Origin of the sequence: Acinetobacter cumulans (assembly GCF_003024525.3) — a bacterium.
Classification (GTDB): Bacteria; Pseudomonadota; Gammaproteobacteria; order Pseudomonadales; family Moraxellaceae; genus Acinetobacter; species Acinetobacter cumulans.
Genome location: NZ_CP035934.2, coordinates 1,094,006 through 1,114,899 on the forward strand (window position 1 = coordinate 1,094,006; position 20,894 = coordinate 1,114,899).

17 protein-coding genes are annotated in these 20,894 nt (G+C 38.8%); 9 read left to right on the forward strand and 8 right to left on the reverse strand.

The genetic code is table 11. From position 1 onward, the window contains the following. The first annotated feature begins 172 nt into the window (after positions 1-172). Positions 173-553 carry a hypothetical protein gene (locus C9E88_RS05115; protein WP_106985688.1) on the forward strand — a complete coding sequence of 127 codons (381 nt, stop codon included), beginning with the start codon at positions 173-175 and terminating at the stop codon, positions 551-553. A 110-nt stretch (positions 554-663) separates the two neighbouring features. On the opposite strand, the gene C9E88_RS05120 is transcribed toward C9E88_RS05115, so the two are convergent. After that, positions 664-1,158, reverse strand: a complete 495-nt coding sequence (locus tag C9E88_RS05120; RefSeq protein ID WP_106985687.1) for an Lrp/AsnC family transcriptional regulator — start codon at positions 1,156-1,158, stop codon at positions 664-666. A 112-nt stretch (positions 1,159-1,270) separates the two neighbouring features. On the opposite strand from C9E88_RS05120, the gene C9E88_RS05125 reads away from it, so the two are divergent. The 5 genes from C9E88_RS05125 (at position 1,271) to C9E88_RS05145 (ending at position 8,217) form a co-directional block, all read left to right on the forward strand. Next, positions 1,271-1,876, forward strand: coding sequence for a LysE family translocator (locus C9E88_RS05125; protein ID WP_106985686.1), 606 nt, complete (start codon positions 1,271-1,273; stop codon positions 1,874-1,876). Between the two features lie 549 nt (positions 1,877-2,425). Next, positions 2,426-3,178 (forward strand): electron transfer flavoprotein subunit beta/FixA family protein, encoded by a 753-nt coding sequence (locus tag C9E88_RS05130; protein ID WP_106985685.1) that lies wholly within the window; start codon positions 2,426-2,428, stop codon positions 3,176-3,178. Positions 3,179-3,195: 17 nt separating this feature from the next. After that, positions 3,196-4,128, forward strand: coding sequence for an FAD-binding protein (locus C9E88_RS05135; protein WP_106985684.1), 933 nt, complete (start codon positions 3,196-3,198; stop codon positions 4,126-4,128). A gap of 565 nt (positions 4,129-4,693) precedes the next feature. Then, entirely contained in the window at positions 4,694-7,672 is a 2,979-nt protein-coding gene (gene gyrA, locus C9E88_RS05140; RefSeq protein ID WP_106985683.1) for a DNA gyrase subunit A, read from the forward strand. 110 nt (positions 7,673-7,782) lie between these two features. Then, positions 7,783-8,217 carry a DUF3887 domain-containing protein gene (locus C9E88_RS05145; RefSeq protein WP_106985682.1) on the forward strand — a complete coding sequence of 145 codons (435 nt, stop codon included), beginning with the start codon at positions 7,783-7,785 and terminating at the stop codon, positions 8,215-8,217. A 52-nt stretch (positions 8,218-8,269) separates the two neighbouring features. On the opposite strand, the gene C9E88_RS05150 is transcribed toward C9E88_RS05145, so the two are convergent. The 6 genes from C9E88_RS05150 to C9E88_RS05175 form a co-directional block, all read right to left on the reverse strand. Continuing rightward, positions 8,270-9,430, reverse strand: coding sequence for a type I restriction endonuclease (locus C9E88_RS05150; protein ID WP_106985681.1), 1,161 nt, complete (start codon positions 9,428-9,430; stop codon positions 8,270-8,272). Between the two features lie 155 nt (positions 9,431-9,585). Then, positions 9,586-10,881 (reverse strand): glutamate/aspartate:proton symporter GltP, encoded by a 1,296-nt coding sequence (gene gltP, locus C9E88_RS05155; RefSeq protein ID WP_106985680.1) that lies wholly within the window; start codon positions 10,879-10,881, stop codon positions 9,586-9,588. Positions 10,882-11,125: 244 nt separating this feature from the next. Further along, positions 11,126-12,226: an ABC transporter permease gene (locus C9E88_RS05160; protein ID WP_106985679.1), complete on the reverse strand. Its 1,101-nt coding sequence runs from the start codon at positions 12,224-12,226 to the stop codon at positions 11,126-11,128. After that, positions 12,223-13,353, reverse strand: coding sequence for an ABC transporter permease (locus C9E88_RS05165; protein WP_106985678.1), 1,131 nt, complete (start codon positions 13,351-13,353; stop codon positions 12,223-12,225). The genes C9E88_RS05160 and C9E88_RS05165 overlap by 4 nt, the downstream gene beginning before the upstream one ends. A gap of 2 nt (positions 13,354-13,355) precedes the next feature. Next, on the reverse strand, positions 13,356-14,546 hold the full coding sequence (locus C9E88_RS05170; protein WP_106985677.1) for an HlyD family secretion protein: 1,191 nt from the start codon (positions 14,544-14,546) through the stop codon (positions 13,356-13,358). Between the two features lie 18 nt (positions 14,547-14,564). Beyond that, positions 14,565-15,983, reverse strand: coding sequence for a TolC family protein (locus tag C9E88_RS05175; RefSeq protein ID WP_227865926.1), 1,419 nt, complete (start codon positions 15,981-15,983; stop codon positions 14,565-14,567). A gap of 545 nt (positions 15,984-16,528) precedes the next feature. On the opposite strand from C9E88_RS05175, the gene serC reads away from it, so the two are divergent. Then, positions 16,529-17,608: a 3-phosphoserine/phosphohydroxythreonine transaminase gene (serC, locus tag C9E88_RS05180; protein ID WP_106985675.1), complete on the forward strand. Its 1,080-nt coding sequence runs from the start codon at positions 16,529-16,531 to the stop codon at positions 17,606-17,608. A gap of 666 nt (positions 17,609-18,274) precedes the next feature. On the opposite strand, the gene C9E88_RS05185 is transcribed toward serC, so the two are convergent. Then, positions 18,275-19,204, reverse strand: a complete 930-nt coding sequence (locus tag C9E88_RS05185; protein WP_106985674.1) for a hypothetical protein — start codon at positions 19,202-19,204, stop codon at positions 18,275-18,277. A gap of 304 nt (positions 19,205-19,508) precedes the next feature. Between C9E88_RS05185 and C9E88_RS05190 the strand changes: the two genes are divergently transcribed. Then, a complete protein-coding gene (locus C9E88_RS05190) occupies positions 19,509-19,979 on the forward strand; it encodes a YaiI/YqxD family protein (protein ID WP_106985673.1) in 471 nt (156 codons plus the stop codon). A gap of 5 nt (positions 19,980-19,984) precedes the next feature. Then, positions 19,985-20,890 (forward strand): DMT family transporter, encoded by a 906-nt coding sequence (locus C9E88_RS05195; RefSeq protein ID WP_106985672.1) that lies wholly within the window; start codon positions 19,985-19,987, stop codon positions 20,888-20,890. The last annotated feature ends 4 nt before the right edge of the window (positions 20,891-20,894 follow it).

Consider the following 20,894-nt stretch of genomic DNA (forward strand, 5'->3'; position numbering starts at 1 on the left):
ATAAATAGTCACTTTTTCAAGTATAAAAATAGCGTATAACTGCTAGATGAATAGAGATGGATAAAACATAGTCGCAATCGTATGGCTGAACTCAATGAAAACCATACAGAAAATGCATTCCTTAAGCACCCATGCAATATAAAGAATTTGATTTAAAAACTAGGCAGAAACAATGATTTCCAATCTTCAAGAAAAATATAACCAGCTTAGCCCAGCGCAGAAAGATATTTTTATCGGCTATGGTTTACGACAAATTAAACATTTTGTTGAAATTAGCTTGCCTAAAATAGAAGTGGCATTGCCCGAAGGTGCGAAGGTACAAGGCATTAATGCTGAAGGTAAAGTTTTGGCTTATCATGAGGCAAGCCAACAATATTATGTTTGGATTTCAGATCTACAATGGCAAATTTATACCAAACCGACTGTTGCTGTAGACCTAAAAGAAGATGCAATTGCTGTTTGGCAGATTTTTAATTTAAAAGACCACGAGCTTATTAATTTAAGCCATATTCATCGAGACTTTTTAGACAATCAGTCTGCAGATAAAGAGTAATGAGACAAGCGAAAGAGAGATCATCAATTCATCCTGATTGTTGATCTCTTTTATGTTGAATGATGACTTACGTAAATAAGACATGGGCAGACGGATAAATCTTTTAAGACTTATAAATCTTCTAAAGGTAATTGGTAGCTCTGTTTCACGATTTGACTTGGAACATCCGTTTTTACGCTGGTAATGCCATTTTTTTTGGTCAAATGCGTTGATTGAAACTTACGGTAACTTTCTAAGTCTGGCACCACGACTTTTAGCATGGCATCGCACTCACCTAAAATAATATAGCACTCCATGACTTGGGGTAGCTCTTTCATTGCTTCGATAAATAAATCGATTGTTTCGGCATCTTGGCCAACCAACCAAATTCGAGAAAATAATAACAATTGAAAACCAATCCGCTGTGGGTCTACCACTGTGGTATAGCTTTGAATTACGCCAGCTTCTTCTAATAACTTTACACGTCTTAAGCAAGATGAAGGTGAAAGCCCAATGGCTTTGGCCAATTCATTGTTTTGCATGCGACCATTACTTTGAAGCGAGTGAATGATATTTTTATCAATACGATCCAGCTTTACTAGAATAGACTTGGAAGAAATTTTCATAAAATAGAATATAATTCTAAAAATAAGTAATTTATTAGAATATTTGAAATCATATTTTAGCGCAATTCGAAGATACTATTTTTTCCATCAGTACAGCGATAGGAAAAGGAAAATGTCTGTATTAGTACTCTTTGCTTTAACGGTTACACCGCTAATTTTTACACCAGGGCCAGATATGCTATTTGTTCTGTCTCAAGTGATGGGTAAGGATGCAAAAGTAGGCATGATGGCAACTCTAGGGATTTGCTCGGGCTATTTGGTGCATTCCATTTTGGTCGCATTAGGCTTAGCAGCTATTATTGTATCGTTCCCAATTTTGTTTGAAACTATTCGTTGGCTGGGGATTGCTTACTTAATTTATCTGGCTGTGACCTTGTTAAAGTCGGTCTTTAGTAAAAATGCGATCCATATTGAAAATAAAAGCACCAGTTCACCTATTAAGAAGGGCTTTTTTACGGCATTGCTTAATCCCAAAGGCATGTTGATTTATTTTGCAATTCTGCCTCAGTTTATAGATAAAGCAGGCAATACAGTTGCTCAAGGCCTATTACTTTCATTGGTATTTATTGGGTTGATCTTTATCGTGTACTGCGCCTTGAGTTTGGTTTTTGCAAAAATTAGCGCAAAAACCCATATTGATGAACGCAAACAAAAATGGATTGATGGTACATCTGGCGGTCTATTGGGATTGGCAGCAATTTGGCTAATTTCAAATTAAAAATACATAAGCACTAGAACCAGTTAAGTACTTTAAAGAAGCTCGTTTTATCTAAACGGGCTTTTTTTTATGATTTGAATCATGATGTATTTTGGGTTTTGAGTCACAGCCACAAGAATGGAAGCTAAAAAATAGGACATCTGATTTATTGTTAGATTGTATAAAAAATAAGATGAAAAACTATTCTGTCTTAAATGACATAACCCCGATTACAAGCAATCTGCGCATTTAAGCGAGCCATATTGAGTGGATAAACATCTAAAAACAGATCGATCAAAACTTTTGATGATGTAAATCAGGTAAAAACATAATATAAATCAATGGTTAAAAAATAACAAAAACTTTATGAAAAACAGTCCAATTCAAGTGCGATATAAAAATGTGAACCATTAGTTCAAGGAAATTTACGCATTTTTACAGGTCTTTCGATAATTGTGACTTGACCGAAATGCCATACACATTGCAAGATAGGGCACCTAAAAAATTTTAAGTGAAGAGTTATTATAACTTTTCATAACATTTACATTTGCTAAAACAGCCGAGGATTACATGAAGGCTCTTGTTGCTGTAAAACGTGTGGTTGATGCCAACGTTAAAGTTCGCGTTAAACCGGACAATAGTGGGGTTGACCTTACTAACGTTAAAATGTCTATCAACCCATTCTGTGAAATCGCAGTGGAAGAAGCGGTTCGTTTAAAAGAAAAAGGAACTGTTTCAGAAATCGTTGTTGTTTCTATTGGTCCTAAAGAAGCTCAAGAACAAATTCGTTCTTCTATGGCTCTTGGTGCTGACCGCGGTATTCTAGTTGAAGCTGATGACAGCCAACTAGGTGCGCTTGAAGTTGCAAAAATTCTTAAAGGCGTAGTAGACGCTGAACAACCTCAATTGATTCTTCTTGGTAAACAAGCAATTGATGACGACTCTAACCAAGTTGGTCAAATGTTGGGTGCTTTACTTGGCGCAGGTCAAGGTACTTTTGCTTCAGAAGTTAAAGTTGAAGGCGACAAAGTACAAGTGACTCGTGAAATCGACGGTGGTTTACAAACTGTTGAGCTTTCTCTTCCAGCAATCATCACAACTGACTTGCGTTTGAATGAACCACGTTATGCGGCTCTTCCAAACATCATGAAAGCGCGTAAAAAACCGCTTGATACTAAGTCACCAGCTGATTATGGCGTTTCTCCAGCAACTAAGCTTAAAACTGTTAAAGTTGAAGCTCCTGCTGAACGTAAAGCTGGCGTACAAGTGAAATCTGTAGATGAGCTTGTAGAAAAATTGAAAAACGAAGCGAAAGTGATCTAATACAGAAGGATAAAATCATGAGTATTTTAGTTATCGCTGAGCACGACAACAAAGCACTTAACGGTGCAACTTTAAACGTTGTTGCTGCGGCGCAAAAAATCGGTGGTGATATCACTGTATTGGTAGCTGGTTCTGGCGCGCAAGCAGTTGCAGACCAAGCAGCTAAAGTTGCGGGTGTAAGCAAAGTATTACTTGCTGATGACGCGGCTTATGCTAATCAATTGGCTGAAAACGTTGCTAAATTAGTTGCTTCAATCGGTGCGGGTTATTCTCACATCCTTGCTGCTTCTACGACAACGGGTAAAAACGTACTTCCACGTGCGGCTGCGCTTCTTGACGTAAGCATGATCACTGACATCATTGCTGTTGAAGGTCCTAAAACTTTCAAACGTCCTATCTATGCAGGCAACGCGATTGCAACTGTAGAATCTGGTGAATCAGTTGTAGTTGCAACTGTTCGTGGTACTGCATTTGATGCTGTTGCTGCTGAAGGCGGTTCTGCTGCAGTTGAAGCTGCTGCTTCAACTGGCGATGCTGGCATTTCTAAGTTCGTTTCTGAAGAAATCGTGAAATCAGAACGTCCAGAATTAACAGCTGCTCGCATTGTTGTATCTGGTGGTCGCGGTGTTGGTTCAGGTGAAAACTATCACGCTGTACTTGACCCATTAGCTGACAAGCTAGGCGCTGCTCAAGGTGCTTCACGTGCTGCGGTTGACGCTGGTTTCGTTCCAAACGACATGCAAGTAGGTCAAACAGGTAAAATCGTTGCGCCTGAATTGTATATCGCTGTAGGTATCTCTGGTGCGATTCAGCACTTGGCAGGTATGAAAGAATCTAAAGTGATCGTTGCGATCAACAAAGATGAAGAAGCGCCAATTAACGCAGTAGCTGACTACTGGTTAGTAGGTGATTTGAACACTGTAGTTCCAGAATTAGTATCTAAAATCTAATTTCTGAACTTAGTTCAAAAAACGCTCTTATGCATGATGCATAAGGGCGTTTTTTATTGGGTTTAGATTTTGTGTAAGTTTTCATAATTTAGATATGGGGAAGCTTTTAAAAGCTACGTAGATGAGAAAATACGCATGCTGAAGGGGTTTAATCAACCCAAAATGAACGTTGTCATGCCTCATAAAAGTAAACTGGTATAGCGTCCAAATAGAGCGCATAACTGAATGATGTTACTTCGGCGTATGCTGGTCTTAAGGTGATCTAGCTCACGCTAAATGCATGAAGAAGATTTAAAAAGAATAAGCAGTTGAAGAGGCGATTACAGAATAATTATAGATGGATAAAGTGATTAAAATACAGCTGTTAAATATTTGTGAAAATGCTGAAAATACACACAAAAAATCATAGTTATAGATCGTAATCTTTGACGCAAAAACGATGCTATTTGTGCTATAATGGCCGACTGAATTTTTAATATTGGTTCGGTTTTTTTGAACCAATTTTTAGCTGATTTTACGATATATAAATGCGGGCAGAATTCTGCTTGTATAACAAGGAGTATGCATGAGCGTATCGGAAATTAGACCGATTGCCATTGAGGATGAGCTGAAAAGTTCATATCTCGATTATGCGATGAGCGTGATTGTATCTCGTGCATTGCCTGATGTACGTGATGGTCTAAAACCAGTTCATCGTCGTGTGCTGTTCGCAATGCACGAATTGGGCAATGATTACAACAAAGCATACAAAAAGTCTGCCCGTGTTGTTGGTGACGTGATCGGTAAATATCACCCGCATGGTGATTATGCTGTATACGAAACAATTGTTCGTATGGCACAAGACTTTAGTTTGCGCTACCAATTGGTCGATGGCCAAGGTAACTTTGGTTCTGTCGATGGTGACAGTGCCGCTGCAATGCGTTATACCGAAGTTCGTATGCGTAAATTAACGCATGAGCTTTTGGCTGACTTAGAAAAAGATACCGTTGAATGGGAAGATAACTACGACGGTTCTGAACGTATTCCTCAAGTAATGCCTACTCGTGTACCTAATCTACTCATTAATGGTGTAGCGGGTATTGCAGTAGGTATGGCGACCAATATGGCGCCACACAATATGACGGAAGTGATTAATGCATGTTTGGCTTATGCCAACGACCCACAAATCTCAATTGAAGGTTTGATGGAGCATATCTCTGGTCCAGATTTCCCTACGGGTGGCATCATCTACGGTAAATCAGGTATTGTTGATGCTTACCGTACAGGTAAAGGCCGTTTGCATATTCGTGGTAAATACCACATTGAAGAAGATGCAAAAACGAGTCGTAATACCATCGTATTTACAGAAATTCCTTATCAGGTCAACAAAGCGAAAACGATTGAACGTATTGCTGAGTTGGTTAAAGAGAAAAAACTGGAAGGTATTTCTGAACTTCGTGATGAGTCAGACAAAGACGGTATGCGTATCGCCATTGACTTAAAGCGTGGTGAAAACGCTGAAGTTGTGGTGAATAACCTATTCCAAAACACACAGCTTGAGAACTCATTTAGCATCAACATGGTTTGCCTAGACAATGGCCAGCCAAAGTTGATGAATCTAAAAGATATTATTGCAGCCTTTATTCGTCACCGCCAAGAAGTGGTTACACGTCGTACTATGTACGAACTACGCAAAGCGCGTGAACGTGGTCATATCTTAGAAGGTTTAACTGTTGCGCTTGCTAACATTGACGCAATTATTGAAACCATTAAAACCTCTGCGAACCCTGCAGAAGCACGTGAGCGCTTGCAAGCGGGTGAATGGGCAGGTGGCGGTGTTGTTGCATTGCTTGAAAAAGCAGGTGCAGTATCTGTACGTCCAGACGAGATTGAAGGTGAAGATCCAAGCCGTCCATTTGGGTTGACTGGCGATATTTATCGCTTATCTCCAACGCAAGTGGGTGCGATTCTAGAGCTTCGTTTACATCGTTTAACTGGTCTAGAGCAAGATAAATTACAAGCTGAATATTCTGAAATTCTTTCTCAAATTGCTGAATACACTGCAATTTTAAATGATTTCAATTTATTGATGAATGTGATTAAAGAAGAGCTTGCGCTGATTTTGCAACAGTATGGCGATGCGCGTCGTACTGAGATTGTAGAGTCACGTATTGACTTCTCTCGTGAAGATTTAATTCCTGAAGAGCAAATGGTACTGACTGTTTCTCAATCAGGTTATGCAAAAACACAGCCATTATCTGATTATGCTGCACAGCGTCGTGGTGGTCGTGGTAAGTCTGCAACTTCAATGAAAGAAGATGACTACATTCAGCATCTGATTGTGACATCAAGCCATGCAACAGTGCTTTGCTTCACGAACGTAGGTAAGGTTTACCGTTTACGTGTGTTTGAAGTGCCTCAAGCATCTCGCGGTGCCAAAGGCCGTCCAATGGTGAATTTATTGCCACTGGATGACAATGAGACAATTACAGCGATTCTTCCTGTGATTGATGCGCCGAAGAAATTCAAAGAGCGTTTAGCTGATTTCCGCACGTTTGTGAAAGCAAATAAAGCACAATTGCAACAAAATGAAATTATTGCGAATCACTATGATGCACTAGAAGCTGCTTTTGCAGAGATTGCAGATGGTGATGACCTAACGGATGCATTGCGTGTTCAATTGAAAGAATTAGGTGTAGAGCTTTCTACAACTGATTTGGACGATGAAATTGTTGCTGAATTTGCAGAACTTGCTGAAAACTTGCGTAAAAACTTCTACGTATTTATGGCAACTGAATTTGGTACGATTAAACGTGTTGAATTAGACCAGTTCTCAAATGTACGTTCAAATGGTTTACGTGCGCTTGAGTTGGTCGAAGGCGATACCTTAATTGGTGTAGCGATTACGGATGGCGAACAGCAAATTATGTTGTTCTCGAATGAAGGTAAGGCGATTCGTTTTGCTGAAACTGATGTTCGTGCCATGGGCCGTTCAGCCAAAGGTGTACGCGGTATGCGTGTAACGATTGGCGCTGCACAATCTGAAGAAGCAGAAGAAGCAGATGTAGATTCTGATGATGAAGATTCAGATGCTAATTTCTTGAGCCGTATTGTATCGCTTGTGGTTGTACCAGAAACTGGCGAAGTGCTTTGTGCCTCTGCAAATGGTTATGGTAAACGTACTCCTGTAGATGACTTCCCAACCAAGAAACGTGGTGGTAAGGGTGTTATTGCCATTAAAACTTCTGACCGTAATGGTGAGTTAGTGGGTGCTGTTGCGATTGATGCATCGAAAGAATTGATGTTGATTTCTGATGGTGGCACATTGGTTCGTACACGTGCCTCTGAAGTTGCACAAACAGGTCGTAACGCACAAGGTGTTCGCTTAATCCGTTTGGGTGACAACGAAACATTGGTGGGTGTTGAAGCTATTGAAGCTGTAGAAGAAGATGAAATTTTAGAAGAAGTTTCAGCGATTGATGCAGAGCAATTGGTAGATGACTCAACTATTATGGATCAAACTGAAACTGAATCAGACGATTTAAATGAGCCTGAAGAAGACTAAGTCATGATCTTAAAAGAGGGCGCTACGGCGTCCTTTTTTATTTCTAAACTTAAATAATATGGTCATAATGATGTATATACTACAGACCTGAAATGTGGAAAAGCGTGGATATGAAGGCAAAAATAGTTTTACTCGGTTGTGCAATAGTGATGTCGGGTTGTGGTCAAATTGGACAAAATGCCATAGCTGATCCAAGTGCGGAACAAGCTCAAGTTGCGCAAGCCGTCTATGATCAATTACGTGAAGGTAACCTTGAAAAACTATATCCATATTTCGAGCCTGAACTGAAAGCCAAGTTTATGCAAAATGAAAAAGAGCTACGTAAATTTACGCGCACAATTCCAAAGCAAGACTACACACGTAAAAATATTGTTTCTAAACACATTGAAACATCAACAGAAAAGCCATCTTTATACACGGTGACCTATGAATATGGTTACAGTAATAAAAACCTCGTACAGTACGATGTGAGTTTTGATAAACCCGCTGGAAGTAGCAAAATTCGTAATTTGAATCTGTCAGTATTTGGTGAATCAACTAAATAATCTGGGTGTATTCAATTGGATCTGATTAAAAAAAGGGCGCATAAGCGTCCTTTTATACATTTCTTTTGAAGTTTTCATCATTCATACAATATTCAATAGCGTCATTGAGTAAACCCACTGTACGGTAAATATACTCTGGTTTATCTAAAAATATTTGACCATTTGCTTGTACTTCTAGTCCAGCTCTTGCTAATTCATTACGCTTTGTGTCATCGAGTGGGACAATAAACTGGATGGTTGGACGTTTACGATTTACATCATAGCGAAATAGCCATCTATTATTTTTATTTTGATACAGTATCGAATAGTAACTTTCGGTATCTTTTGCGATTAATTCATGGTTGGGTAATAGTTCTTGAACTAGCTTAAATAGTAATTGTTCATCAAGCGTAGTAACAATCTTTGTATTTTCTTCATTAATAATATCACGTGGGGAATCGATGTTAGATTCTATTGGATTAGGAGCTATTGGAAGCTCTATAGGTTGAGCAGTAATAATTGTTGGTGAAGACAAGCCTTTAACTACAGTATCACTGATGGCCTGTTCTACTGCTTGCTTTACAAAAGGTTGAATGGTTTCTAAAAATTTTGTATTTAGTTGGCGAGGTATGTTCGCTTGTTGAGCGACATAGCGGACAAAGTCTAAATCTACTTCATTTATACTTTTTTTAATAACTGTTTTGAATTGTTGGATATATTGGTTTTCCTCAGCGAAAAATCTTAGTTTATCTACGTGAAAGTTGTCATGTTTAAATTCGGCAAGTTGAATTAATTCCTCAGCTTTGTGTTTGGTGAAATCTATAGTCAAAAAAGGTTTTTCATCCATGACATTAGTATTAATTAAGTCTGTAAAAAACCTCCACTCACGGCCATTTGTAATCGCACCAATTGTCACACCTAGACTACTATTAAAATATCGAGATAATTGTGGAGCATGGTTAGTTAAGTTTGCATCATGGGCTTTAGCTTCAATGAACATAACAGGTTGACCATTACAGTAAAGCGCATAATCAACGCGCTCAGTTGATTTTACACCAGGAAAATCAGCTGCAAATTCTGCTAATACTTTTGTAGGATCGTAGGGATTAAATCCTAAAATTTCTAATAACGGTAAAATAAGTGCCTGTTTTGTTGTCTCTTCTGTAGAACAATGGTTACCGACACGTTTTACATGCTCAATATGATTTTGAATTTTGGCAATAAATTGTTCCATTTTATGTTCCCCATGTTATTGAATTTTTAGTTTATTATTTAATCTATATTATCGATTTTATATTTCATAGCAATATAAATTGCAGAATATACTTTTAGCCAAGCCATAAAAAATGGACGCCGAAACGTCCATTTTGATTTGACTTGAAAAAAGTATTATCCGCGCTGACTCATCGTCTCGTGATAATTTTTTTGTTTTTCAGTGTCAAATTGGCCTTCCCATTTACTAATAACCAGTACCGCAAGTGCGTTACCAATTACGTTTAATGCAGTGCGTGCCATATCTAAGATACGGTCAATACCTGCAATAAATGCTAAGCCTTCCAAAGGAATACCTACACTACCCAATGTTGCAAGAAGTACCACGAAAGATACGCCAGGAACACCTGCGATACCTTTAGAGGTGATCATGAGTGTAAGTACTAGAATGATTTGTTGGCCAATTGAAAGATCGATACCGTAGAGCTGCGCAATAAAAATTGCGGCAATACTTTGATAAAGTGTTGAACCATCTAGGTTAAATGAATAACCAATTGGAATCACGAAGCTAGTAATCGGTTTTGGCGCACCGTAAGCTTCCATTTTTTCCATGATACGAGGTAATACAGTTTCAGAACTTGCTGTTGAATATGCAAGAATGAGCTCGTCTTTCAAGATTTTAATAATGGTCCAGATGCTGAAACCACAAATTTTGGCAACCAACCCTAAAACAACAAAAGCAAAGAATAAAATTGCACCATAAACCAATAATGCTAATTTTACTAAAGGCAATAAAGAACTAAAACCAAAGTTCGCAACAGTTGCAGCGATCAGACCGAATACACCCAGCGGTGCAAACTTCATAATCATGTGCGTTACTTTGAACATGGTTTCAGAAACGGCATTCAATACATTAAGTAAAGGTTGTTTTGTTTCTTGATCTAAAGCACCTAAACCAATACCAAACATCACCGAGAAGAAAATAATCGGTAGCATTTGACCGCTAGTGAGAGCTGCGAAGAAGTTTGGTGGAATCAGCGATAATACAGTTTGCACGATACCATGTGATTGCTCACTAACTGCATGGGTCGTTTCTTGGTATTTAGAAATATCCACTTGGGTGAGGCTAGACATGTCAATGCCTGCACCTGGTTGGAAAATGTTTGCAGCAACTAAACCCACTAAAATTGCAACTGTGGTAATAATTTCAAAATACAAAATCGTTCTGAAACCAAGCTTACCAAGGCTTGCCCCTTGACTCGTATTTGCAATACCCAAAATTAACATTGATACCACAAGTGGAATCACAATCATTTTGATGAGGTTAATGAAAATTGAGCCCAATGGAGTTAAAACATTACTCACTAGGACATCACGATATTCAGGAGAATAGTGAAGGAATGAGCCTACAAGTATACCTAAAATCAGCGCAATAACGATTTGCCACGCAAGGCTCATCTTAATTTTTTTCATACTCAGCTCTGAAAAAAGTTATCTAGAAATAAAATCCGCAAAAGGTCCTCATACCCGTATTAAAAAACAGAGTATTCATGGCGAGAAAAAGCGGATTGGGAGAACTTTATTGTGAATCGATTGTGGTGAATCGGCTAACAAAATTTAATCATTGCTATTCTATTTGGTTATATTTGGGACAGTTTTAGTTATGAAATCGATTTTTAAGTTATATTTTATTTATAAAGTAGATGAAAACGAAGAATCAATGCAATTTAGCTCTAGCGGTGAGTCTGAAATAAGCAATGGTGAAGCAAATGGCCATAAAACATGCTAAATAGATTAATTTAGGTACGACAAGACTAGTTTCTACACCCATTTGGTTGAGTTGGATGAACATTTGTATCCCTTGGGTAGAAGGTAGAAGCATTGAGAAAGATTGCATCCATTCAGGCATCGCGGCCAATGGCCAAGCTGTACCTGTTAATAGAAAGAGCGGAATAGATGTAAATACAATGAGGTGTCCAGCGCGTTCAGGCATATCTAAAAATGAAGCTAAGAGCATGCTTAAAGAAATAATGCATCCTACATAGATAGGTACAGCAAGTAACATACCCCAAAAGTTTCCGCCACGTGGGTAGTCATAAAGCCAGAAGGTAAAACCAAATAAATAAAAACATCCCAAACAGCCAATGAATAATATTGCAAGGAAAATGGCAATGAGTTCTTTAGGCTGGGCAGTCCAGCCTTGTTCACGATAACCTGCAATGAGCATGCACAACCCCAGTAATATCGTTTGATGAATAATTAAAGGTGCAACTGCTGGAAAAATATAACTACCGTAACCAGATAAGGTATTAAACAAAGGCACTTGATGAACAGAAAGAGCGGGGGAGAAATGCGAAATATTGCCAAATTTTTCTGTGTATTCCTTCAATGAGTTTTCAATTGAACTGGCCAAGCCTAGGCCAATTTGTTTGGTTTTTAAAAAATTAACCGCACTTAAATACAGTCCAATCCCACCTTCTTCGCCGCGTCGTATACTTTGGCTGAGGTTTTCTGGTAATAATAAAATACCATCAGCCTGCTGATGCCGAACCATGTTCTCGGCATCTAAAAAATTTGCAGTCACGGCTTTAATTTCAACATTTGGACTTTGAGCAACTTGACCAATAATCGCTGACGTCATGGCACTTTGCTCTTCATCTACAATTACAATGGGAATGGATTGAGCTTGCTGTGCCTGATAGGCCGTTGGATAAAAAAAGCTATAGAGCACAACTGATAAAATCAGTGTAGTTAAAATAGATGAATTGGCAAAAATATCTTTAAAGGTTTTGCAGAAATAATACAGCAGGCTATTCATGGTTTAAGCCCTCGTGCTTGTTTCTTTAAAAATAGATAGGCCAGCGCACCATATACGAGCGCATAGACCAACAATACCAATAAGGGCTGTACTGAGGAGCTTAAAGGGCTACCAATCACCCATTGTTCAGTTTGTAATTTGGCATAAGGAGTATAGGGAATAATATGCGCCCAAAACTTGGTAAATAGAGGGGCATTATTTAAAGGCAAAGTCACGCCCGCAAAGCTTAAGGATGAGCCACCATAAACGGCAATCACGCCGAAGGTTTTACTTAAATTACCTGTAGCTAAGACCAAGGCACTGCTTAAAAAGGCATAGGCACTATAAAATACAATTTGAGCCAGCAGAATCAACCACAAATGGCCAGCAATAAACCAACCTCGTACATCAATCAGCCAAAACATCCAGAGCCAAGTCCACACACTAAAAATTGCGACATAGGTTAAATTCTTAGAGAGGAGGGCGTAAAACAAACCTTGCGGTTTTAACCAATCTTGAGCGCGATTAAACTTAAACTCTTGCCCAACAGCAAAGGCCACACAGCAACAGAGCAACAAATGCAATATTGCCGGAATCATATAAGGTTCTAAATAGAACTCATAATTTAAGCCTGGATTGTAAAGTGCAGATATTTTGACATTTGCCGTAGGAGCTTCCAAATAAGGAATTTTTTGTTCTAAATAATTTTGTCCTGCAAAGTTAGCGAGTGCTTGTAAGGTACTTACCAGCATGGCAGAAGAAATAGTATTGCCTACGCTAAAATAGCTTTGGTTATACATAATGCTAATTTCAGCATCTTTGGCTTGTACAAAGCGCTGTTCTGCGCCCGAAGGGATCAACACATAGCCCCAAATATTATTTTGGTTCAGTAGACGTTCTATTTCAGCTTGGTTTTCACTGACTGTTTGAATGTGTAGTGTTTCATTGAGTGCCAAATAGCGTTCAATGTTTTGACTTAAGGCACCGTGGTCTTGGTCTAATATTGCAATGGGTAAATGAGACGGTTTACCTTGGGCAAACATACAGCTAAATAGAACAATGACAAACAGGGGGGCAAGGCTGACCAAACACAAATCCCATTTGTGTTTTAATAAGTAGCGACATTCACGGCTGATCCCTGCCCACATACTTATGGTGCCTCTTTAACTTTAAATAAGACACTCATCCCCACTTTTAACTCGGGCATTGCCTGCTCAGGCACTAAATGCACTTTAAAGCTTCGAATATCATAACCGCCTGTTTGACGCGTCGTTTTGATGGTGGCGAATTCACCTTCGGCATCAATATTTTTTACTTTAAAGTTTGCTGTTTTATCTAAGGCAGGAACATAGCCTTGCATGGTTTGAGCCTGATAGACCGAACGGTATTGATCTTCACGAACATTTAAACTAATTGAAATGTCATCATCTAAAATAATACTGGCCACAGGCACACCGATTGCCACTAACTCAGACGGTTTGGCATAGGTTTTGGAAATGGTTCCATTTACTGGTGAGAGCAATTTAGTTTCAGCTTCAAGCGCATTGGCTTCAGCAACTGCAGCATTGGCAATGTCGACTTGTGCGTCGGCAGTAGATTTCTGTTGGGGCGTACTGCCACGTTGTGCACGGGCATATTGCTGATAAGCGGCCTCAGTCATTTGTGCAGAAGAGCGCGCGGCTGCCTGCATTTCATCACGACGTTGACGAGAGATAACACCCTCTTGAAACAAGTGAGCACCGCGGGTATAGGTGGTTTGTGCTAATTCTTGTTGAGCTTTTAACGACTGCCAATTGGCGTATAAGCTGGCAATATTCTCGTCTTGTGAGCCGCGATCTGTGGTGGACTGTAAAGCTAAAGCAGATTGTAAGCTGGCAAGTGCTTGTTGTTTTTTAGCATCAACTTCTGGGCTATATAGTCGTACCAATTCTTGGTTTTTATGTACTTTTTGCCCTTCATGCACATAAATTTCTTCAATTCGGCTCGGCACTTTAGTCGCGATATGAATGGTTTCTGCCTCAACTCGACCTTGTAGTTCTACCTCTTTGGGTTGATAACTTTTCCAGAGTCCAAAAGCAATCAGTCCTAATACACAAATCAGTAGCACAATTGCAATCAGCTTCACGATGCTCGAAACGGGTTTTTTTTGCATATTTGTAGATTCTGTCTGCTCTTGTTTCTGATTTTCAGCTGACGTGGGTGCAGATTGAGCTACGGAATGACGATTTTGAGTTGAATCTGAATGATCGAGCGTGCTGTTTGCTGTTACATCACTTTTAGCATTCGTTTCAGGGCTTGGGAGCTCTTCTGTGGTCTCTTTTGAATTTGGATCCTGATTCATACGATTCCCCATGTGAATTTAACGAATGTAGTGTGTATTGGGTTGATTGATAAAGCTTTGAAACTGCTGTATTGAGCCGTGGCTTTGTAATAATGTTGCCAATGACATGACATATTTAAAAGCATTCAATGCTGTTTCGGCTTTTAAGCCGTTAAGTGTATTTTGCGCATCAATCACTTGGGTCGCCGTACCCATATCTTCTTTGAATGATAATTGCTGTATGCGTAGGTTCTCTTGAGCTGCCTTTATATTTTGTTGTAGCAGCGCATCACTTTGCTGTGCAGTTTGTGCCTCGCTAAATGCGCTAAAAATTGTATTTTCAATTTCTTGCTTGGTTCGTGCAGTTAATAGTTCAGAGGCATAACGTTGTAATTCGGCAGCTTGCACATTTTTGTTTTTATCGATACCTGAAAATAGATTGTATTTGGCACCGACACCCACAATCCAGTTTTGATTGCTGTCTAGGCTGTATTCACCAAAGGCAAATACATTCGGCTTTTTGCTTGCCTGTTGAACTTTTACATTGGCATTGGCTAGTGCAGTGTCCATCTGCATTTTTTGTATGAGTGTGGATTCATTCGCAAAACTGTCTAGCCACTGTTGTAGCGCACGTTGCGGTTGGGTGTTAATAAACAGTGGCGTGGTTAAATCGTTAATTTGGCTATGGTGTAAAAGATTATTCAGCTTAAATAAGCTGGCTTGGTATTGTGCTTGGCTATTATTGACAGAACGTGTTGCATTATTTTGAGCCACTTCAAATTGCATGCGCTGACCTTTACTAATAAAGCCTTGGCGTTCTAATTTAAGTGCATTTTGGTAGTGGAGTTGCATCGCGCTGAGATTGGATTGGCTACTGGCCAATAATTGTTTTTGTAGTTGAGCATTAAAATAGGCTTGGATTAACTCAAAACGCTGTGTGTCTTGTTGTTGCTGCGTGGTTAATTCACTGCGCTGTGCTTTGATTTTAGCAACGTCTTTGGCGCTCTGGGTTAAGCCACCTGTGTAAAGAGGCATCATGACAGAGACAGAAGGACGAATCACTTGATCATCCAATACAACCTGTGACGAATCTGGAATTAAACCAACACCATCATGGATAGGTTGTTTTAAGCTTTCTTTGAGTGGGTCTGCAATTGCACCTAAATTAAACTCATCAATTTTGGCATTTAAGCCATTCGTTAGCGACTGCTCAAGGTTATTTTTAACGGCCCCTAAAGGCACGTCTAATTCATTATGAAAAGCGTATGCACGTACGTTTAAATCTACGCGGGGTAAGCCAATGCCTTTAATGGCTTCAGCTTCTAGTTGTGAGGCTTGTTGTAATGCTAAATTGGCTTGATTACTGTAGGAGTTGTTGAGTAAATCAATCTCGGCTTGTTGAAAACTCATACTTTGTGCTGTGCAGAATGGACTTGCCAGCAACGTGCAAACTAGCATTGTACATTTTGTTGCGCTATTCATTTTTATCATTGTATTGAGGCATAAATCTGCACTATTGAAATGTACGAAATATTTTAACATTCAATCGATTCTCCGTATTTTCAACTGCAGTATAAAACAAAGAACAGCTTAATTCGCACCGCATGCATATCAATTTTTTAATTCTGTTTGAAATATATACTTTATTTAGCTTGAGTATAAGCTGAAAATTGGACGCAAAACAGTATGAAGCTTAAGGAAAATTTTGCGCAATTGAAAAGGCATAGCTCACACATGAAGGTGACCTCAGTCGGTTTAAATTGGGGTAGGCATTTAGGTAATAGATCGAATGAAATTCAATCCAGCAAAAAATTGAATGATCTTGTATGTGTAGGTTAGGAAATATTATTAGTAAAACTCACAAAAAGATCAGCGCCTTATTGAAGTTTTAGCTTTAAATGTCCGACAGCATTGAAATTTTTTCAACTTAATTTACTGCAAGCACAGGCTATCTGTGGTTAAATGCCATCATTTTATTGTGTTTCACTTTGAAAGGAAAAATCATGCGCGCGTACAACTTCTGTGCTGGTCCTGCTGCATTACCTACTGCCGTTTTAGAAAAAGCTCAAGCTGAGATGCTCGATTGGCAAGGCAAGGGTCTTTCGATCATGGAAATGAGCCACCGTAGTGCGGACTATGTTGCTGTTGCTGAAAAAGCAGAAGCAGACTTACGCAAGCTCATGAATATTCCAGAGAACTACAAAGTATTGTTCTTACAAGGTGGTGCATCATTGCAGTTTTCTGCAATTCCACTGAATCTATTGGGTAAAAACAGCAAAGCTGATTATATCCATACAGGGATTTGGTCTGAAAAAGCACTCAAAGAAGCACAGCGCTATGGCGACATTAATGTTGTTGAAGCGGGTACAACTGTAGACGGTAAGCTTGCAATTAAAGACCAAAGTGAATGGAATTTATCTGCAGATGCTGCTTATGTACACTATGCAGACAATGAAACGATTGGTGGTATTCAATTCGCGAATATTCCAGAAACTGATAAACCTTTGGTTGCGGATTTATCTTCAAGTATTTTGTCTGCACCAATTGATGTCAGCAAGTTCGGTCTAATTTACGCTGGTGCGCAAAAGAATATTGGCCCAGCTGGCTTAACAATCGTTATTGTTCGTGATGATTTGTTAGATCAAGCAAAAGCTGAAATTCCAAGTATTTTGAAATATTCTGCACAAGCAAAAAATGATTCTATGGTGAATACGCCATCAACTTATGCATGGTACTTATCAGGTTTAGTTTTTGAATGGTTACTTGCACAAGGTGGTGTAGAAGCCATTCATAAAGCCAATCTTGCAAAAGCTGAACTGCTTTATAGCTATATTGATTCAAGCGACTTTTATGCAAATCCAATTGCTAAAGAAAACCGTTCAATTATGAATGTACCATTTACTTTGGCTAAGCCTGAGCTTGAAAAACAGTTCTTGAAAGAAGCTGAAGAACATCACTTACTTAATTTGGCGGGTCACCGTTCAGTAGGTGGTATGCGTGCGAGCATTTACAATGCTGTACCGCTTGAAGGCGTACAAGCTTTGGTTGACTTTATGGATGATTTTGCAAAACGTAATGCATAATTTCTGTAGCGAAAAAAGCCCATCAAATTGATGGGCTTTTTTTGTATTTGTTTGGAAATTAAAGAATAAATGTATGCAAAATATATGCGCACATCAACATGCCTAATGCAAAAAATAGACATGACATTCCATCGACTTGGTATCGAGAATTCAGTTGGTGTTCGACGCTCTGAATATTTTCTTCTTGCACGATTTTCATAGATATTTATTTTCCGATCTATTTATCGTTAATTCCTATTTCAAGATTGCATTTTTAGCACAAATAATTGATTAAATAAAGTACTAATCTCAATTAAATAACACAATGCTTTTATTTTATTAGTCCAAGGATGAGCATCTACATTAAGCAACGTATTTTTAAGGCTATTTCTATTTCTTGCAGGCATTTTATGATTATATCGGTATATTTTTTGTGATTTATTTAAGATAGTTTTTGAATTTAAAATTGTGGATAAGTGTATTTTAAAATGAATTTAAAAAGCATTAATAAATCTAAAACTGTGGGTAATTCTATTTAATTAAAGTTTTATGACCAGCATGTTGCTTAAAAATTAATGAAATAAAATCAATGGAATATCTTTAAATAATTGATTTTAATTAAATAAAAATCCCTGCATGTGCAGGGATGATTGTTTTTTACTTTTGAAGCGAAGTCGTTACTGAGGACTAAGCTTTGCTATAAATATTCGCTTGTAGCCAAACGTTACCACGAATAAATTGACCAATTTGAAAATCTTTAAAATTCGCATCACGGGTAGCAATACGCATCAATACTGCAGGCTGGTTTTCCTCATGAATGAGCGTAACATCATAGAGTGTGTAGCTTTGTTGCATAAATTGCATTTCAGTTTTACCTACAATACTGCCTTGGAACCACGCCTCATCTTCTTGACCGAGTGTTTCGCCGTATAGGTAAGCAACCATTTTAGAAAAGTTAACAGTAACAGGCGCTTTGTCATCTTCAGATTGAGGCTCCCAAGCATCGAGCAAGTCTTGTAAGTTTTCTGGCGCCACACCATTATGCTGTGCCAAAATGTCATTTAAAGCACGGTGATGTTTAATTGAAGCAGGATCATCAACCACCAATTGCTCTTGTTCAGCAACGGCTTCTAATTGATATGCCCATGCATTTAACTGTACTGCATAATTTTGTGCTTTGTCATAGTGTGCAGAATTTACGCTATATAAATTATCAAAAGCATAGACCACGCTATTGCCACCAACATTGAGTTGTAAGACCGCTTGTGTATTGGTTGTGCAACGAATAATCCGTTCGACTTTGGCCGTAACTTTATACGGGCTATCAAAGCATGGAAATGCGGTTTTTACTGCTTTGGGTTTATTGTTTTCTACAGCAATCACTTGGGAGAGTTGCACAGATGCTTTATTTGGCCCTTGAATGAGCCATGTCGTCGCATCCATATCACATTCAGCAGTACAAAGCCCCATAGGCATAATGGGTTGATCAAGCGCTTGGCCTAACCATTTTGGTACGTCTGAGGCAGGTTGATCTGTCAGCAGGGACCAATGTTCAATATGACTACCGAAGTTTTGGTCTTCAATGGTGATAATTTCTGGTCTATTTTGATTTTTCATATACACAATTGATGCTGGGTTGTTATCTATATATTAAATCGAGGGTTATTTTCAATTTTCAAGTCAAGTCATGAAAAAATCGCAATGAAATAGTGCAAATTTTTAAGAATATGCCAAAAAACCTCTCAACTATGGCCCAATGGATTGGCAATAACTGCCATTTTTTAGATTCTTTCATTCATTTTATATATGTAAATAAGTAGATTGATTTGAATTCTATGTGGTAAAACGTAGGGCTTTGGCATCGAGTTGTCATGCTTCTTTGCTACACTAGTTCTTTGTATTTTGTGTTGGAAGCGTTTTTTTGTTGCCATTTAAACTTTGGGTAGATGCCGATGCATTACCTCGCATTCTTAGAGATGTCATTATTCGCGCATCTGACCGTTATCAACTCGAAGTCACTTTTGTTGCCAATCAAAACGTGGGCATTACACCATCGGTACGGATTAATTCTATTCAGGTCATGAGTGGTGCGGATGCGGCCGATAAAGAAATTATCGATCGGATGAAAGAAAACGACATTGTGATGACGCAAGATATTCCACTGGCAGCGCAAGTGATTGAAAAAGGCGGGATTGCTATTCATCCACGTGGTGAAATTTACACAATAGCCAATGTGAAAGCCCGCCTTCATCTGCGTGATTTTATGGACACATTACGTGGTGCAGGGGTGCAAACAGGTGGGCCGCCACCGATTTCAGAGCGAGACAAGCGTGAGTTTTCAAGTAGTTTAGACCAGACCATTATGAAACAAAAACGTAAGACCTCGGTATAAGCCCCATGCCTTCAAAACTCAATCTCATGTCCACCTATGTGCTATTGATCATCATTTGGGCCACAACGCCCTTGGCGATTGTATGGAGTGTGGAAGATATCAACCTATATTGGGCTTTAGCACTACGTTTTTTCTTAGCTTTGCCTTTAGCTGGTGTGTTATTGCTCCTTATGCGCCAAGCATTGCCTTATGACGCACGGTCCATACATAGTTATATTGCTGGTTCATGTAGTTTTATTGGCTCGCAAATTTTTACGTATATGGCAACCAGTTATTTAAGCTCAGGCATTATTGCCTTAATGTTTGGTTTAGCTCCGATTATTACTGGGTTGATTGGTCATTTTGTTTTTCGTATGCATTTGCATCGTCTGCAATGGTTTGGTATGTGTATTGCAGTATGTGGCCTTGGAATTATCTGTATGGGTGGTAGTGGTCAGCATGTACAGCCTATAGGTATATTACTCATGCTTATGAGTGTGCTGATTTATTGTGCATCTATATTTTGGGTAAAAAAAGTCAATGCGCCTCTGAATCCAATAGCCCAAGCAACGGGCTCTATTTTAATTTCTTCGCTCATTGCATTATGTATGGTGCCTTTTATTTGGGCAGATTTCCCCACTCAGATGCCTTCCACTAAGTCAGTGTTGGCCTTGTTATATGCTGTGATTATGGCGTCGCTGATTGCAATGTTCTGCTATTTTAAATTGGTGCAAAATATTAAAGCGACGACATTGTCTTTAACCACAGTGATGACGCCCATGTTAGCGATTGTGGTGGGGGCAGTATTCAACCATGAAAAATTAACATTGTTGGTATTGTGCGGTACTGCAGTTTTACTTTTTGGGTTATGTGTTTATTTTTATAAAGATTTTAGGGCGAATCGAACGCTCGCCCACAACCTGAAAAAATAAAGAC